The organism is Stenotrophomonas nitritireducens (assembly GCF_050984405.1).
Lineage (GTDB): Bacteria > Pseudomonadota > Gammaproteobacteria > Xanthomonadales > Xanthomonadaceae > Stenotrophomonas > Stenotrophomonas nitritireducens_B.
The window spans coordinates 3,410,106-3,425,385 of record NZ_CP158790.1; the positions used below are offsets into that span (position 1 = coordinate 3,410,106).

The 15,280-nt window shown below is 68.8% G+C and carries 15 protein-coding genes and 1 pseudogene; 12 read left to right on the top strand and 4 right to left on the bottom strand.

The features are described 5' to 3' along the window. Positions 1–50: 50 nt before the first annotated feature. From ABTV91_RS15215 to ABTV91_RS15225, 3 genes are all read right to left on the bottom strand, one after another. Entirely contained in the window at positions 51–1,742 is a 1,692-nt protein-coding gene (locus tag ABTV91_RS15215; protein ID WP_433852172.1) for an amidohydrolase, read from the bottom strand. 153 nt (positions 1,743–1,895) lie between these two features. Next, a complete protein-coding gene (locus tag ABTV91_RS15220; protein ID WP_433852173.1) occupies positions 1,896–2,579 on the bottom strand; it encodes a glycine zipper 2TM domain-containing protein in 684 nt (227 codons plus the stop codon). A gap of 107 nt (positions 2,580–2,686) precedes the next feature. Then, positions 2,687–3,121 (bottom strand): OsmC family protein, encoded by a 435-nt coding sequence (locus tag ABTV91_RS15225; RefSeq protein WP_433852174.1) that lies wholly within the window; start codon positions 3,119–3,121, stop codon positions 2,687–2,689. 290 nt (positions 3,122–3,411) lie between these two features. On the opposite strand from ABTV91_RS15225, the gene ABTV91_RS15230 reads away from it, so the two are divergent. The 3 genes from ABTV91_RS15230 to ABTV91_RS15240 all read left to right on the top strand — a co-directional run bounded on the left by ABTV91_RS15230 (position 3,412) and on the right by ABTV91_RS15240 (position 5,152). Then, the gene (locus ABTV91_RS15230) at positions 3,412–3,810 is read left to right on the top strand and encodes an HU family DNA-binding protein (protein ID WP_433854201.1); all 399 of its coding nucleotides are present in this window, start codon (positions 3,412–3,414) and stop codon (positions 3,808–3,810) included. A 358-nt stretch (positions 3,811–4,168) separates the two neighbouring features. Continuing rightward, positions 4,169–4,474: a DUF3861 family protein gene (locus ABTV91_RS15235; protein ID WP_433852175.1), complete on the top strand. Its 306-nt coding sequence runs from the start codon at positions 4,169–4,171 to the stop codon at positions 4,472–4,474. A 90-nt stretch (positions 4,475–4,564) separates the two neighbouring features. Further along, positions 4,565–5,152, top strand: coding sequence for a DUF1439 domain-containing protein (locus ABTV91_RS15240; protein WP_433852176.1), 588 nt, complete (start codon positions 4,565–4,567; stop codon positions 5,150–5,152). Positions 5,153–5,248: 96 nt separating this feature from the next. On the opposite strand, the gene ABTV91_RS15245 is transcribed toward ABTV91_RS15240, so the two are convergent. Beyond that, complete coding sequence (locus tag ABTV91_RS15245; RefSeq protein WP_433852177.1) at positions 5,249–5,716, bottom strand: SET domain-containing protein; 468 nt, start codon at positions 5,714–5,716, stop codon at positions 5,249–5,251. Positions 5,717–5,896: 180 nt separating this feature from the next. On the opposite strand from ABTV91_RS15245, the gene ABTV91_RS15250 reads away from it, so the two are divergent. The 9 genes and pseudogenes from ABTV91_RS15250 to ABTV91_RS15290 all read left to right on the top strand — a co-directional run bounded on the left by ABTV91_RS15250 (position 5,897) and on the right by ABTV91_RS15290 (position 15,178). Continuing rightward, positions 5,897–6,343 (top strand): SUF system Fe-S cluster assembly regulator, encoded by a 447-nt coding sequence (locus tag ABTV91_RS15250; protein ID WP_153190903.1) that lies wholly within the window; start codon positions 5,897–5,899, stop codon positions 6,341–6,343. 17 nt (positions 6,344–6,360) lie between these two features. After that, positions 6,361–7,836, top strand: a complete 1,476-nt coding sequence (gene sufB, locus ABTV91_RS15255; RefSeq protein WP_433852178.1) for a Fe-S cluster assembly protein SufB — start codon at positions 6,361–6,363, stop codon at positions 7,834–7,836. Positions 7,837–7,995: 159 nt separating this feature from the next. After that, entirely contained in the window at positions 7,996–8,760 is a 765-nt protein-coding gene (gene sufC, locus ABTV91_RS15260; RefSeq protein WP_433852179.1) for a Fe-S cluster assembly ATPase SufC, read from the top strand. Continuing rightward, positions 8,760–10,021: pseudogene (gene sufD, locus ABTV91_RS15265) on the top strand (Fe-S cluster assembly protein SufD). The gene sufC and the pseudogene sufD overlap by 1 nt, the downstream one beginning before the upstream one ends. Continuing rightward, entirely contained in the window at positions 10,018–11,274 is a 1,257-nt protein-coding gene (locus ABTV91_RS15270) for a cysteine desulfurase (protein WP_433852180.1), read from the top strand. The pseudogene sufD and the gene ABTV91_RS15270 overlap by 4 nt, the downstream one beginning before the upstream one ends. Positions 11,275–11,377: 103 nt before the next feature. After that, a complete protein-coding gene (locus ABTV91_RS15275) occupies positions 11,378–11,914 on the top strand; it encodes a GNAT family N-acetyltransferase (RefSeq protein ID WP_433852181.1) in 537 nt (178 codons plus the stop codon). Next, positions 11,911–12,243 carry a non-heme iron oxygenase ferredoxin subunit gene (locus ABTV91_RS15280; RefSeq protein ID WP_433852182.1) on the top strand — a complete coding sequence of 111 codons (333 nt, stop codon included), beginning with the start codon at positions 11,911–11,913 and terminating at the stop codon, positions 12,241–12,243. The genes ABTV91_RS15275 and ABTV91_RS15280 overlap by 4 nt, the downstream gene beginning before the upstream one ends. A gap of 79 nt (positions 12,244–12,322) precedes the next feature. Beyond that, positions 12,323–12,760 (top strand): hypothetical protein, encoded by a 438-nt coding sequence (locus ABTV91_RS15285; protein WP_433852183.1) that lies wholly within the window; start codon positions 12,323–12,325, stop codon positions 12,758–12,760. 135 nt (positions 12,761–12,895) lie between these two features. Next, positions 12,896–15,178, top strand: coding sequence for a TonB-dependent receptor (locus ABTV91_RS15290; RefSeq protein WP_433852184.1), 2,283 nt, complete (start codon positions 12,896–12,898; stop codon positions 15,176–15,178). The last annotated feature ends 102 nt before the right edge of the window (positions 15,179–15,280 follow it).

Below are 15,280 nucleotides of genomic sequence, written 5' to 3' on the forward strand. Positions count from 1 at the left end.
ATCCGTGCGCGGCGCCATCGAGCCGCCATCTCCGCAGCGCCGCCGCGGCGTCAGCTCTTGTTGGCCGGCGGCGTGGCGGTGTAGACCGGCTCGCCATCGACCCAGGTGGACAGCACCTTCAGTTCGTCCAGGCGGCCACCGTTCCCGTCCAGCGGATCGCGGTCGAAGACGACGAAGTCGGCGCGCATGCCGCTGCGCAGGCGGCCGACCTGCGCCTCGTCATGCCCGGCGTACGCGGCATCGCTGGTGAAGCCGCGCAGCGCTTCGGCCGCGCTCAGGCGCTGGTCCGGCTGCCAGCCGCCGGGCGGGCGGCCGTCGCGGTCCTGGCGCGTCACCGCCGCGTACAGGCCCAGCCGCGGATCGACCTGCTCGACCGGGAAGTCCGAGCCCAGCGCCAGGCGCGCGCCGCTGTGCAGGTAGCGCTGCCATGCATAGGCGCCCTTGATCCGTTCCGGTCCGACGCGCTGTTCGGCCCAGCCCATGTCCGAGGTGGCATGCGTGGGCTGCATCGAGGCGATCAGGCCGAGCTGGGCGAAGCGCGGGATGTCCTGCAGCGTCACCACCTGCGCGTGCTCCACGCGCCAGCGGTGGTCGTTGCCCTTGTGCGCGCCCAGCACCTTCTCGTAGGTGTCGAGCACGATGCGGTTGCCGCGATCGCCGATCGCGTGGGTGGCGACCTGCACCTTGCAGCCGTCGGCCTTGCGCACCGCCGCTTCGAAATCCTCCGGCGAGGTCATCAGCAGGCCGCGGTTGTGCGGGTCGTCGCTGTAGTCGGCCAGCAGCGCCGCGCCGCGGCTGCCCAGCGCGCCGTCCATGAACAGCTTGACCCCATGCATCTGCAGGCGTCCGCCCGGATGGGTATACAGGCCGTTGGCGCACAGATCGTCCAGGGCGCCCTGGTTGCCGTCCGCATAAGCATCGATGCGCAGGGGCAGCCTGCCCTGGTCGGCCAGCCGCTTCATCACCGCCAGGTCCGCGCGCGACACGCCCATGTCGTGCACGCCGGTGAGCCCGTTGCTGACCGCCAGTTGCACGGCGGCCTGCAGGCGCTTCTCGCGCACGGCCTCGTCGGGCGTCGGGATATGCGCCCTCACTAGCGACGAGGCGCCATCCACCAGCACGCCGGTCGGCATGCCGGCGGCGTCGCGCAGGATGCGCCCGCCCTCCGGCTGCCAATCGCCGGACAGCGGTTTGCCCGCCTTCCCGGCGATGCGCAGCGCCGCGCCGTTCACCCAGCCGGCGTGGCCGTCGATGCGCTCCAGGTACACCGGCCGCTCGGGGAAGGCCGCATCCAGATCAGCCGCCGTCGGGAACGCGGTGTCGTCCCAGCGGTTCTGGTCCCAGCCCGCGCCCAGCAGCCATTCGCCCGGCGCGAGCGTCTTCTCGAACGCCTTCAGACGCTCCACCACTTCGGCGCGGCTACGCGCGCCGGTCAGGTCGGCCTGCGCCAGCGTGTCGCCGAGGCCGACCAGGTGCGCATGCGCGTCGATAAGGCCCGGCACCACCGTGGCCTTGCCGGCGTCGGTGCGCGCGGCCTTCGGATAGCGCTGCAGCACCGCGGCGCGTTCGCCCACCGCGAGCAGGCGGCCGTTGTCCGTGTCCCACGCCAGCGCGCTGGCCGTGGGCTGCTGCGGATCGCCCGTATGGATGGTATCGGCGAGCAGCACCCGCACCTCGGCCGAAGCCGATGCCGGATGCAGGCAGGGAAGCAGGACGGCGAGACAGGCGGCGGTACGGCGCATGCGGGGACACTCCTGGCCAACGGGAACGGCGACTATGCCGCCATCGGCCAGAGGTGACAAACCGGACCGCTAAGCGCGCCGGGGAATGACCTCTGCGATCGGGTGGCCCGCAGCCATGACGGGCGACGGACGGCGCGCATCGCGCCGTGCGGGTCAGTCGGCGCTGACGTCCACGCGCACGCGGATGCGTTCGCCGGGATGGTAGTCGCGGCGGGTGTGGTACTCGCGGCCGGCGTATTCGTAGGTGACGTCGTACCCGTCCACGCGCTCGCTTTCGTACCCGTAGCCGTCGCGCACCGGCTCGCAGACACGCACGTCGGCGCGGCGGTAGACCGGACGGTTGTTCGCGTCGTAGATCGCGCGCCCGGCGGCGCCGCCGGCGACCGTGCCGATCGCGGTGCCGAGATAGCGCCCGTCGCCGCCGCCGATGCGGCTGCCGATGATGGCGCCGGCCAGGCCGCCGATCACCGTGGCGACCTGGCGCGCGCCTTCGCTGCCCTGGCGGTAGCCGCCGTCGTAACGGTCGTCGCCGTAATCGCGGACGCCGCGACGATCCTGCCGGTAGCCGTCCGGTCCATACACGTAGTCGCCGTCGTTGCGCTCGTAGCACTGCCCCTGGCGGCCACCGTCGCCGACGATGATCGGATCCACCCGCACAACGCGGGCGTAGTCGTAGGCCGGACCGTTGTCGTCGTAGTAGCGACCGTCGTCCTGGCGCCAGTCGCCGGCGGCCGGTTGCGGGCGATAGCGGCCGTCGTCGTAGCGCTGCGCCGCGGCGGGCAACGCCAGCAGGCAACCGAGGACCAGGACACCTGCGAGAGGCAACGATCGGGACATGGCGGCCGTACCGGCGGGGTTGGGATGGACGGATGCTCCGGCCCGGCGTGTGAAACGCCCCTGAACCGGAACACCGGACCAGCGCGGACACCGGTCCGGCCGGCGGATCAGCCTTCGAATTCGGTTTCCAGGCTGATCGGCACGGCGCTCAGCGCCTTGGACACCGGACAGTTCTGCTTGGCGTCGTCGGCCACCGCGCGGAACTTCACCTCGTCCATGCCCGGCACCACCGCCTTCACCTTCAACCGGATCTGCGACAGCTGCGGGCCGCCTTCCATCGACAGGTCGACGTCCGCGCGGGTGTCGAGCGAACGCGGCGGGAAACCGGCTTCGGTCAGCTTGGCCGACAGCGCCATGGTGAAGCAGCCGGCGTGCGCGGCGGCGATCAGCTCTTCCGGGTTGGTGCCCTTCTCGTCGCCGAAGCGGCTGGAAAACGCGTAACGCGTGTTCTCCATCAATCCGCTCTGCGGCGTGCTCAGCCGCCCCTGCCCGCTCTTGAGGTCGCCTTCCCAGTGCGCGGTGGCGTGGCGTGAAATACCCATGTGCGTCTCCTGTGCGTGGATGGTCGCTGCAGCGTAGGGCAGCGTCCGTTAGCGTCTTGTGCGCCGCGGCGGCGGGAACGGCGCGGACCGCCGTCCGCCCGGAGAAACGCGCGCGGCCGGCGCATTTTTCCGCCCGGATGGTGCCGCGCCCGGGCGGGAAAGCGGGGGAATGCGATTTTTATGGGGTTTTTGTGCCTTTCCCTATTGGCGATGCCCCGCGCATGCCCTACATTTCGCTTGCCGACGGGGTCGGCACGACCAACAACCAACCGTTCACGGAACAGGAAATCATGGCAAAGACCGCTAAGAAGGCTGCCCCGAAGAAGGCAGCGAAGAAAGTCGCTACGAAGGCAGCCGCCAAGCCGGCCGCTCCCAAGCCGATCAAGGAAGCCCTGACCAAGTCGGGTCTGGTTGCGCACCTGGCCGAGGCGACCAGCGTCGCCGCCAAGGATGTCCGCTCCGTCCTGGCCGCGCTGGAAGGCGCCGTTGCCGCATCGGTCAACAAGAAGGGCGCTGGCAGCTTCACCCTGCCGGGCCTGCTGAAGATCACCACCGTGAACGTGCCGGCCAAGCCGAAGCGCAAGGGCATCAACCCGTTCACCAAGGAAGAGCAGTGGTTCGCCGCCAAGCCGGCCTCCACCAAGATCAAGGTGCGCCCGCTCAAGAAGCTCAAGGACGCCGCGGTCTGATCCGCGCGCCCTTCGGCGAAGAAACGGGACGGCCCTGCCGTCCCGTTTTTTTTGCGCCGCCATCGGCGCTGCCGGTCGCCGGCGAAAAGAACCGCCGGACCGCCGCGGTTCTTCGCGTCCTTCGCTCCCCTGGCGCTGCTGCCGCGACGACGCACCGCGATCGCCCCGTGGCCGGTTCGGGCTGCATCATGAAAGCGGCATGCAGCGTTGCATGTGGCGACGCTACCCACCGGGCGCTGCGCGGCAGAGGTCTGGCGGCCCGCATCGCACTGGAACACAGCGTCATGGGCCGGCGCCTCGCCCCCTGCCGCATGGCCGGCCTATGGTGGTCGCCAATTCCCCCGCCGCACCCCATGCCATGTCCAGCAGCAAGCACCGTTACCGCATCACCGTCACGCCGATCGAAGCCGATGGCCTGCAGTGCAGCGGCCGTTGCACCATCGAATTCGAACAGCGCAGCCCGCGCAACTGGATGCGCGAACTGGAAGGCGCGCAGCGGCAGCGGCGCCTGTCCTGCAACGAAGATGCCGGCGTGGTGGTGGCTACCGGCCTGCTGGAGACGCTGGCCGCGGCGGCACGCGAGGCCGGCCACCCGCTGGCGGCGCTGCAGCCGGAGCTTGACGGGCTGATCGCGAAACTGCAGGCGCTGCGCGACGCGCAGTGAGCGCGGCGGCGTCGCCATTCCGCTAACCGGCCATTCACCGTTTCCGGGTATCGTGCATCGCTTCCGTCGCACTCTTCCCAGGCCGATACGATGAACCTCCGCTCCCTGCTGCTGCCCGCCGTCGCCTGCGTGGTCATGGCCACCAGCGCCCACGCATCGCCTCAGGTCAGCGGCCGCAGGCTCATGGTCGACGCGGCCGACGTGCAGCAGTACCTGGACGGCAGCTTCCCGCGCTCGCAGAAGGCGCTCGGCGGACTGCTCGCGCTGACGATCAGCCAGCCGCGGCTGACGCTGCCGGCCGGCAGCCGCCTGAACCTCCAGTTCGACCTGGCCATGGCCGCCGCTGGCGGCGCACCGATGCCGGTGGGCAACGTGCAGCTCAGCAGCAGCCTGCGCTACGACGCGGCCACGCGCGGCTTCCACCTGGAACAGCCCACCATCGATGCTTTCCGCCCGGCAATGGCCGGCGCCGAACTCGACTCCAGCACCCGCGGCCTGCTCAACAGCTGGCTGGCCGACTATGCGCGTCGCGAGCCGATCTACCGCATCGACCCGGCCATCGCCAATGTGATGGGCGCGCTGCAGGTGAAATCGGTGGGCATCGAGAACGGCCGCATCGCGGTGGACTTCAACCAGGACCTCGGCAGGCTGGTGCCGCAGGGGCTGCTGGGAAATTGAGGCCAAGGCGGGAAGTGGGAAGCAGGGTTGCATCGAGCAGGAAGCCCGCAAAACCCTCCCCTTCCTTCCGCCCCTTTCCCACTTCCCCGCTTCAGATCAGCGCTTGGGCTGCAGCATGGTGCCGGTGCACTTGGGCGAGCCGCAGCGGCACTCCCAGATCTTCTTCAGCCGCGGCGTATGTCGCTCGGCCAGGGTGATGCCGTAGTTGTAGGTCAGTTCCTCGCCCGGCTTGATGGCGCGGACCGCCTCGATGAATACCTTGTCGGCGGTGCGGTCGTCGCCCTCGGCTTCCTCGATCAGCGCCTCGCAGTTCGGATCGCAGCTGTGGTTGATCCAGCGCGCGTCGTTGCCCTTGTGGTTGGCGTCGATGACGTAGTCGTCGTTCAGCGTGAACAGGAAGGTGTGGCCGCTCTCCACGTCGCCCGCATCGTCGGCGTCCACCTCGGCATGGGTCCGGCGCAGGCCCTTGTACTCGATGATGCGCTCGCCCTTGGCGATGGCCGCCAGCGCGAACACGCCATTGCCGTGGATGGTGGATTTGCGCGCCTGGATCTTCTTGGGCATGTACATGGCCGGGAAACGATGGGAAGGGGGATTCTCGCGCAGTCGCGCGGGCTTCCCAAGCCCGGGCGTCCGATGCCGGCCGCTTGACCTGTATCAACGCCCCGCCACGGGCGGGGTTTGAGGCGCCGCCCACAAAAGAGTACAATTTCGGTCCACATTGATTTCCCCGTCGCACCCCCCATGCTCCGCGTCACCAAGCTCACCGACTACGCCAGCGTCGTCATGACCGTGCTCGCCACGCGGCCGGACGAAGTGCTGAGCGCGACCGAACTGGCCGAAGCCGCCGGGCTGGAGCCGCCGACCGTCAGCAAGCTGCTCAAGCCGCTGGCGCAGGCCGGGCTGGTCGAGGGCCTGCGCGGCGTGCGCGGCGGCTACCGCCTGACCCGCCCGGCCACCGAGATCAGCCTGATCGAGATCGTCGAGGCGATGGAAGGCCCGCTGGCGATCACCGAATGCAGCCAGGGCCAGAGCCAGTGCGGCATCGCCAGCCAATGCGGTGTGCGTTCCAACTGGCGGCTGATCAACGACGTGGTCGCCGACGCCCTGCGCGGCGTGACCCTGGCGCAGATGCTGCATCCCCTTCCATTCGCTGACCGTCGCCGCATCGACGTCAGCATCGTTTCCTGAATTCCGTAGGCAGCCTCATGGCCACCGAAACCATCGAAAACGTCGGCAGCGCCGACACCCCCAACCGCGAGATCCACGAACAGCTCGGCCGCAAGTACGAGGCCGGCTTCGTCACCGACATCGAATCCGATTCGTTCCCGCCGGGCCTGGACGAGGACATCATCCGCGCGCTTTCGGCCAAGAAGGAAGAGCCGGAATGGATGACCCAGTGGCGCCTGGACGCCTACCGCCACTTCCTGACCATGCGCCAGCCGGACTGGGCCAAGCTGCAGATCGGCCCGATCGACCTGCAGGCGCTGAGCTACTACTCCGCGCCCAAGGGGCCCAAGTACAAGTCGCTGGACGAGGTGCCCAAGGAACTGCTGGACACCTACGACAAGCTCGGCGTGCCGCTGCACGAGCGCGCCAGGCTGGCCGGCGTGGCGGTCGACGCCGTGTTCGACTCGGTCTCGGTCGGCACCACCTTCCGCAAGGAACTGGCCGACAAGGGCGTGATCTTCTGCTCGATCTCCGAGGCCATCCGCGAATACCCCGACCTGGTCCGCCAGTACCTGGGCTCGGTGGTGCCGGTGGGCGACAACTACTTCGCCGCGCTCAACTCGGCGGTGTTCTCCGACGGCAGCTTCGTGTTCGTGCCCAGGGGCGTGCGCTGCCCGATGGAGCTGAGCACCTACTTCCGCATCAACGCCAACAACACCGGCCAGTTCGAGCGCACCCTGATCATCTGCGAGGACCGCGGCCACGTCTCCTACCTGGAAGGCTGCACCGCGCCGATGCGCGATGAGAACCAGTTGCACGCGGCGGTGGTCGAGCTGGTGGCGCTGGAGGATGCCGAGATCAAATACTCCACGGTGCAGAACTGGTACCCGGGCGACGAGAACGGCGTCGGCGGCATCTACAACTTCGTCACCAAGCGCGCCGAATGCCGCGGCGCGCGCTCCAAGGTGACCTGGACGCAGGTGGAGACCGGTTCGGCCATCACCTGGAAGTACCCGTCCTGCGTGCTGCTGGGCGACGATTCGGTCGGCGAGTTCCACTCGGTGGCGCTCACCCACCACCGCCAGCAGGCCGACACCGGCACCAAGATGATCCACGTCGGCAAGCGCACCAAGAGCAAGATCGTCTCCAAGGGCATCAGCGCCGGCCGCGGCCAGAACACCTATCGCGGCCTGGTCAAGGTCGCCGCCGGCGCCGAGGGCGCGCGCAACTACACCCAGTGCGATTCGCTGCTGATCGGCAAGAAGTGCGGCGCGCACACCTTCCCCTACATCGAGGTGAAGAACCCCAGCGCCACCGTCGAACACGAGGCCACCACCTCCAAGATCTCCGACGACCAGATGTTCTATTGCCGCTCGCGCGGCATCGACCAGGAGAACGCGGTGTCGATGATCGTCGACGGCTTCTGCAAGCAGGTATTCAAGGAACTGCCGATGGAATTCGCGGTGGAAGCCAAGAAGCTGCTGGAAGTGTCGCTGGAAGGCAGCGTCGGATGACATGCGCGCCCTTCTCCCTCCGGGAGAAGGTGGCGCGAAGCGCCGGATGAGGGTGCGGGCACAGCCCGCGCACCGGACTCCGCAGCGGCTTCGCCCGAACCCTCACCCTGACTCCTTTCCGGCGGGAAAGGGGCCTGAAGCAACAGAACGGACAACATCATGCTGAAGATCGAAAACCTCCACGCCAGCATCGCCGGCAAGGAAATCCTCAAGGGCCTGTCGCTGGACGTGAAGCCCGGCGAAGTCCACGCCATCATGGGCCCGAACGGCGCCGGCAAGTCCACCCTGGGCAACGTGCTGTCCGGCCGCGACGGTTACGAAGTCACCGACGGCAGCGTGCAGTTCGAAGGCGGCGACCTGCTGGAGCTGGAGCCGGAAGCGCGCGCCGCCGCCGGCCTGTTCCTGGCATTCCAGTACCCGGTGGAAATCCCGGGCGTGAACAACACCTACTTCCTGCGCGCCGCGCTCAACGCCCAGCGCAAGACGCGCGGCGAGCCGGAACTGGACTCGATGCAGTTCCTCAAGCTGGTGCGGCAGAAGCTGGCCGTGCTGCACCTGAAGGACGAGCTGCTGCACCGCGGCGTCAACGAAGGCTTCTCCGGCGGCGAGAAGAAGCGCAACGAGATCTTCCAACTGGCGGTGTTGGAGCCGAAGCTGGCGATCCTCGACGAAACCGATTCGGGCCTGGACATCGACGCGCTCAAGAGCGTGGCCGACGGCGTCAACGCACTGCGCTCGCCGGAACGTTCGTTCCTGGTCATCACCCACTACCAGCGCCTGCTCGACTACATCAAGCCGGACGTGGTGCACGTGCTGGCCGATGGCCGCATCGTCAAGACCGGCGGCCCGGAGCTGGCGCTGGAACTGGAAGCGCACGGCTACGACTTCCTGAAGGACCGCGTGGTGCGCGAGGCGGCCAAGTAATGAGCCCGCTCCTGCAATCGCTGGCTGCCGCCTTCTGCGGCAGCGACGAGCGCCGCGAAGTGCTCGATTCCGCGCTGCGCGCCGGCCTGCCCGCCGCGCGCAGCGAGGCCTGGAAGTACACCTCGCTGCGCCAGCTCGAACGCCGCAGTTTCAGCGCCGCGCCGCTGCAGGCGCCCGCCATCGACGCCGCGCTGCTGGCCGACATCCCGGCCCCGCGCCTGGTGTTCGTCAACGGCCGCCCCAGCCAGGCGCACAGCGACCGTCCGGGCTGGACGCCGGCGTGCAGGTGCGCACGCTGTCGACCGTGCGCCGCGACGAGCCGGAAGCGGCGCGCTTCCTCGCCCGCCGCTTCGACCGCGCCGAGGAAGTCTTCGCCCAGCTCAACGCCGCGCTCGCCGACGAGGGCGTGCTGGTGCAGGTGGCCGAAAGCGCCGCCAGCGCGACGCCGTTGCACCTGGTCTTCGTCAGCGCATCGGACGAGGCCGACCGCGCCTGGCACCACCGCCACCTCGTCGAACTGCGCCGCGGCGCTGCGCTGAACCTGGTCGAACATCACCTGCAAGCCGGCGACAGCGCGCACCTGGACAACACCCTGGTGCACGTCCATCTGGCCCAGGACGCGCAGCTCTCGCACGCCCGCGTGCAGGCCGATGGCGCGCGCGCCACCTCGCTGCTGCGCACCGACGCGGTGCTGGCGCGCGATGCGCAGTACCGCCGCATCGACCTGGAACTGGGCGCGGCGCTGAGCCGCCACGAGCTCAACGTGCGCCTGGAAGGCGACAACGCCAGGCTGGTCGCCAACGGCGTGCTGCTGGGCACGGGCCGCCGCCACATCGACACCCGCCTGGGCATCGAGCACATCGCCCGCGACACCAGCGCCGAACTGCTGTGGCGCGGCGTGGCCGCCAACCGCAGCCGCGTCGTGTTCCATGGCGGCATCCACATCCGCGAAGGCGCCGACGGCACCGACGCCAACCTGTCCAACAAGAACCTGCTGCTGTCCGCCGATGCCGAGATCGACACCCAGCCGACGCTGGTGATCGATGCCGACGAGGTCAAGGCCGCGCACGGCGCCACCGTCGGCCAGCTCGACGCCAATGCGCTGTTCTACCTGCGTTCGCGCGGCGTGCCGGCCGAACAGGCGCGCGCCATGCTCAGCGCCGCGTTCTGCCACGAGCCGCTGGCCGCGGTGGACGGCCTCCTCACCGAAAAGCTGGTCCGCCACCTGGACCGGGCGCTGCAACAGGCGGGCATGGCATGAACCTTTCCTCACCGCGGCCGATTCCCGCCGCCGGCAGCGCCCCCGACTGGGAGCGCGTGCGCGCCGATTTCCCGCTGCTGATGCGCGAGGTCAACGGCAAGCCGCTGGTGTATTTCGACAACGCCAACACCGCGCAGAAGCCGTTGCCGGTGATCGGCGCGGTGGATGAGTTCTATCGCCGCTACAACGCCAACGTCAGCCGCGCGGTGCATGCGCTGGGCACCGAGGCGACCGACGCCTACGAAGGCGCGCGCACCAAGCTGGCGCGTTTCCTCAACGTGCGCGCCAACGAACTGGTGCTGTGCAGCGGCACTACCTTCGCCATCAACCTGGTGGCCTACTCGTGGGCGTTGCCGCGGCTGAAGGCCGGCGACGTGATCCTGGTCTCGCGCATGGAGCACCACGCCAACATCGTGCCGTGGCAGTTGGTGGCCCAGCGCACCGGCGCGATCATCCGCGTGGCCGAGATCGCGCCCGACGGCAGCCTGGACATGGACGCGCTGCACGCGGCGATGACGCCGGAGGTGAAGCTGCTGGCACTGACGCATGTTTCCAACGTGCTGGGCACGGTCAACCCGATGCGCGAGATCTGCCGCGAAGCGCGCAGGCGCGGCATCGTCACCGTCATCGACGGCTCGCAGGCCGCGCCGCACCTGGAGCTGGACGTGGCCGCCATCGGCTGCGATTTCTACGCCATCACCGGCCACAAGATGTGCGGCCCCACCGGTACCGGCGCGCTGTGGGCGCGCCGCGAGCTGCTGCAGGACATGCCGCCGTTCCTCGGCGGCGGCGAGATGATCAAGGAAGTCAGCTTCGAGGGCACCGTGTTCAACGATGCCCCGCACAGGTTCGAGGCCGGCACGCCCAATATCGCCGGCTTCGTCGGCCTGGGCGTGGCGGTGGACTACCTGGACGGCCTGGGCCGCAACCACATCGCCGCCCGCGAGCAGGAACTGCTGGCGCACTTCACCGAAGAGCTGCAGCGCGTCGACGGCGTGCGCATCTTCGGTACCGCCCCGCACAAGGCCGCGGTGGTGTCCTTCCTGGTCGAAGGCGCGCACGCGCACGACCTGGCCACCCTGCTCGACCTGCAGGGCGTTGCGGTACGTTCCGGCCAGCACTGCGCGCACCCGCTGCTGCAGTACTACGGCGTGGCCGCGACCTGCCGCGCCTCGCTGGCGTTCTACAACACGCACCAGGAAATCGAAGCGTTCATGGCCGCGCTGAAGAAGGTGCGCACGCTGCTGGGCTGAACGTAGATGCGGGGCCTGCCCCGCATGCGGTTCTACCGGCACGGCTTGATGCGGGGCAAGCCCCCGCATCTACAAGGAAATCCGGCATCGCTACAATGCAGCGATGGATACCCTCACCTTCCGCACCGCCACCCCGGACGACGTTCCGGCCCTGATCGAACTGGTCACCTCCGCCTACCGGGGCGACGCCTCGCGCGTGGGCTGGACCACCGAGGCCGACATACTCGACGGCCAGCGGGTGGATGCCGAAGGCATTCTCGCCGACATCAACCGCCCGCGCAGCGTGATCCTGCTGGCCGAGCAGGGCGGCCGGCTGCTGGCCTGCTGCCACATCGCCGACGAGGACGGGCACGGCTACTTCGGCATGTTCGCGGTCAGCCCCGCGGCGCAGGGCGGCGGCGTCGGCAAGCAGGTCATGCAGCAGGCCGAGCGCCATGTGGCCGTGCAGTGGGGACTGCCGGCCATGCAGATGACGGTGATCGACTGCCGCGACGAACTGATCGCCTTCTACGAGCGTCGCGGCTACGCCCGTACAGGCATCAAAAAGCCGTTCCCCTATGGCGACGAACGCTTCGGCATCCCGAAGCGCGACGACCTGCGTTTCGAAGTCCTGGAAAAGCGGCTGGAGCCGGCCGCATGAGCGCGACCTGGACCTACGTCTGCGCCAGCGATGAACTGCTGCCGGGAGAAATGAAGACCGCCTTCGACGACGTCACCGGCGCGCCCATCGTCGTGTTCAACCTGGACGGCGAGCTGTATGCGCTGGAAGACCAGTGCACGCACGAGGAGTTCGAGCTGTCCTCGGGCAACCTCGATCCGGCCGAGGGCAGCATCGAATGCATCCTGCACGGCGCCCGTTTCGACATCCGCGACGGCCGCGCCCTGTGCGCCCCGGCCTATACGCCGGTGCCCAAGTTCCAGGTCAAGCGGGAAGACGGCGGGATCTGGGCCCGCGACGACCGCGATTGAGCGTGGGCGGCTCTTCACGCCTCCCGCTGCGCTTCGCATGATGGTGGACATGCGAATCATTATTGTTTAACTTATCGTTATGCATCCCGCCTGCGCCCACCTGCGTGGATCCTGGGAAGGATCTCCCGACAGCCTGCCGACCGCTCCGGTCCGGCGGGCCTGGCGTTCGTGGCTGCTTGCGGCGTTCATCCTGACCCTCGGCCTGATGGCCTCGGTGCTGGTCACCGCGTCCGCCCATGCCGATATCGGTTCCCCTGATGGCGCTTCCCTGGCCACCGCGGCCGGGCATCCGATGGCCCCGGGCGGCGAACCGGTGCACCTGCTGGCGATGGCCGAATCCGACGGCGAAACCGTGCGGGCCACGCGGGCTACGGATGCTTCGCCCATGAGCTGGCCGGCACGGCACGCCGCCCGCCTGGCAGCGCCGCGCCTGCCGGCGATCTTTCCTGCGGGTACCACCGCACGGGCGTACCGGTCGCCACCGGCCCATGCCCCACCGGCCGCCCGCCAAGGCTGAGTTTTCCGCGGGCGCCCGCGCCTGCCCGGGGTCGCCCGGCGGCCTTCCCGTTCTCCAGCACGCATCCCTGGGCGCCCGGCTGCCGGCGCCCCCGGTACCGCCTTCGCCTTCCTTTCTCCCCGGACCTCCTCTTCCATGATCCATATCAAGACCCGCAAGTACGCGCCGCGCGCCACCATGCTGGCCACGGCCACCCTGGCCGCCGGCTTCTCCCCCCTGACGGCGCAGGCGGCCGATGCCGATGGCGCCGGCGGCGGCGCGCAGGCCATCGATCTGGACAAGGTGCAGGTCCGCGGCAGTTGGTTCGCCCCGTCCTCGCCCAAGTTCACCGCCGAACTGCTGGACACCCCCAAGTCGGTGGCCGTCGTCAGCGAGAAGACCATCCAGGAGATCGGCGCCACCAGCCTGGTGGACGCGCTGCGCATGGTGCCGGGCATCACCTTCGGCGCCGGCGAGGGCGGCAACTCTACCGGCGACCGCCCGTTCCTGCGCGGCTTCGACGGCCAGAGCAACATGTTCGTCGATGGCCTGCGCGACGTCGGCACGCAGACCCGCGAAGTGTTCAACCTGGAACAACTTGAAGTGGTCAAGGGCCCGAGTTCGGCCTACGGCGGCCGCGATTCCGGCGGCGGCAGCATCAACCTCGTCAGCAAGACCCCGAAGCTGAGGAACGAGACCAGCGTCAGCATGGGCGCCGGCACCGACAGCTACGCGCGCGGCACCGTCGACGGCAACTACGTGCTGGGCGACGGCATCGCCGCCCGCGTGAACCTGCTCAAGCACGAATCGGACATCGCCGGCCGCGACGCGGCCAATGTCAGTCGCTGGGGCATCGCGCCGTCGATCGCCTTCGGCCTGAACGGCCCGCTGCAGCTGATCGCCAGTCATTACCACCTGGAAACCGACGACCTGCCCGACGCCGGCGGCTTCCCGTACGCCGATCCGGCGACCGGCACCACCACCGGCAAGCCGCTGGTGCCGGACCGCAACAACTACTACGGCCTGAAGGACCGCGACTTCCAGCGCACCCGCGCCGACATCAGCACCATCGACGCCAGCTACGACCTGGGCGGCCACAAGCTGCGCAACATCGCGCGCCTGGGCAACACCAGCAACGACTACCTGTGGACCCAGCCGGACGACAGCAAGAACAACCCGCTGACCAACGGCACGCTGTGGCGCCGCACCAACAACCGCGCCATCGACACCAGGACGTTCGCCGACCAGCTCAGCCTGACCGGCGCCTTCCAGACCGGCGGCCTGAAGCACAGCTACAGCGCCGGCGTGGAGTACAGCGAAGAAAAGAGCAGCAAGGGCAGCTACATCATCGGCGGCGCAGGCACCAACAACCCGCTGACCGGCAACCAGACCTGCCGCACCACCGGCGCGGCGACCGGCTACAACTGCACCGACTTCTACAACCCGGATCCGAACGATCCGTGGGCGGCGACCCACCCGGTCACCCGCAGCGGCAAGGCGCTGGACGCCACCCAGAAGACCACGACCACCTCGATCTATGCGTTCGACACCATCGAGCTGAGCGCGAAGTGGCTGGTCAACCTCGGCCTGCGCTGGGACGACTACTCGACCGAAGCGTTCACGCCGTCCTCGGGCCTGCGCCTGCGCAACGACAACGACTTCCTCAACTACCAGGCCGGCGTGGTGTTCAAGCCCGCGCAGAACGGCAGCATCTATCTCTCCTATGGCACCTCGTCCACGCCGCCGGGCATGGACAGCGGCGAAGGCAACGATTCGATCAGCGCCGCCGTCCAGAACCTGGAGCCGCAGGAGACGAAGAACTACGAACTGGGCACCAAGTGGGACCTGTTCGACCAGCGCCTGAACCTGACCGCCGCCATCTTCCACACGGTGATGAACAACGCCCGCGCCACCACCGACGCGGGCACCACCGAGAACATCGGCGAGAAGGAGATCGACGGCCTGGAGATCGGCATCACCGGCCGCATCACCGACCGCTGGAGCGTTTCCGGCGGCTACACCTACCTGGATTCGGAGCTGAAGAAGAACGGCTACGTCTGCGCCGTCAGCGTGCCGCGCGGCCAGCCCTGCCCGGCCGGCGCCTACATCCCGTCGCCGAACGACGGCAACCTGTTCCCGAACACGCCCAGGCAGGCGGCCACGCTGTGGACCACCTACGTGTTCCCGTTCGGGCTGACCATCGGCGGCGGCGCCAGCTACGTCGACAGGCAGTACGGCGATGCCGCCAACACCAAGTGGGTCCCGGGCTATACGCGCTGGGACGCGATGGCCAGCTACGCGATCCAGGACAACATCAGCCTGCAGCTGAACCTGCAGAACCTGACCGACAAGATCTACTTCACCAAGGCCTATGCCTCGCATTACGCGAGCATCGCCCCGGGACGCTCGGCGACGCTGACGCTGAACGTGAAGTTCTGACCGGAACGCAGCACGCACGGCGGCAGGTTTCCTGCCGCCGTTCCCTTTTCCCCCGCGGCCCGCGCCCGCACGCCTTCGCGCCGGAGTTGATCGAACAGGCCA

What these genes read in the sequence shown, in the direction of transcription:
- ABTV91_RS15215 (WP_433852172.1), bottom strand. Translation starts at nt 1,742, where the DNA reads ATGCGCCGTACCGCCGCCTGTCTCGCCGTCCTGCTTCCCTGCCTGCAT.
- ABTV91_RS15220 (WP_433852173.1), bottom strand. Translation starts at nt 2,579, where the DNA reads ATGTCCCGATCGTTGCCTCTCGCAGGTGTCCTGGTCCTCGGTTGCCTG.
- ABTV91_RS15225 (WP_433852174.1), bottom strand. Translation starts at nt 3,121, where the DNA reads ATGGGTATTTCACGCCACGCCACCGCGCACTGGGAAGGCGACCTCAAG.
- ABTV91_RS15230 (WP_433854201.1), top strand. Translation starts at nt 3,412, where the DNA reads ATGGCAAAGACCGCTAAGAAGGCTGCCCCGAAGAAGGCAGCGAAGAAA.
- ABTV91_RS15235 (WP_433852175.1), top strand. Translation starts at nt 4,169, where the DNA reads ATGTCCAGCAGCAAGCACCGTTACCGCATCACCGTCACGCCGATCGAA.
- ABTV91_RS15240 (WP_433852176.1), top strand. Translation starts at nt 4,565, where the DNA reads ATGAACCTCCGCTCCCTGCTGCTGCCCGCCGTCGCCTGCGTGGTCATG.
- ABTV91_RS15245 (WP_433852177.1), bottom strand. Translation starts at nt 5,716, where the DNA reads ATGCCCAAGAAGATCCAGGCGCGCAAATCCACCATCCACGGCAATGGC.
- ABTV91_RS15250 (WP_153190903.1), top strand. Translation starts at nt 5,897, where the DNA reads ATGCTCCGCGTCACCAAGCTCACCGACTACGCCAGCGTCGTCATGACC.
- sufB (WP_433852178.1), top strand. Translation starts at nt 6,361, where the DNA reads ATGGCCACCGAAACCATCGAAAACGTCGGCAGCGCCGACACCCCCAAC.
- sufC (WP_433852179.1), top strand. Translation starts at nt 7,996, where the DNA reads ATGCTGAAGATCGAAAACCTCCACGCCAGCATCGCCGGCAAGGAAATC.
- ABTV91_RS15270 (WP_433852180.1), top strand. Translation starts at nt 10,018, where the DNA reads ATGAACCTTTCCTCACCGCGGCCGATTCCCGCCGCCGGCAGCGCCCCC.
- ABTV91_RS15275 (WP_433852181.1), top strand. Translation starts at nt 11,378, where the DNA reads ATGGATACCCTCACCTTCCGCACCGCCACCCCGGACGACGTTCCGGCC.
- ABTV91_RS15280 (WP_433852182.1), top strand. Translation starts at nt 11,911, where the DNA reads ATGAGCGCGACCTGGACCTACGTCTGCGCCAGCGATGAACTGCTGCCG.
- ABTV91_RS15285 (WP_433852183.1), top strand. Translation starts at nt 12,323, where the DNA reads ATGCATCCCGCCTGCGCCCACCTGCGTGGATCCTGGGAAGGATCTCCC.
- ABTV91_RS15290 (WP_433852184.1), top strand. Translation starts at nt 12,896, where the DNA reads ATGATCCATATCAAGACCCGCAAGTACGCGCCGCGCGCCACCATGCTG.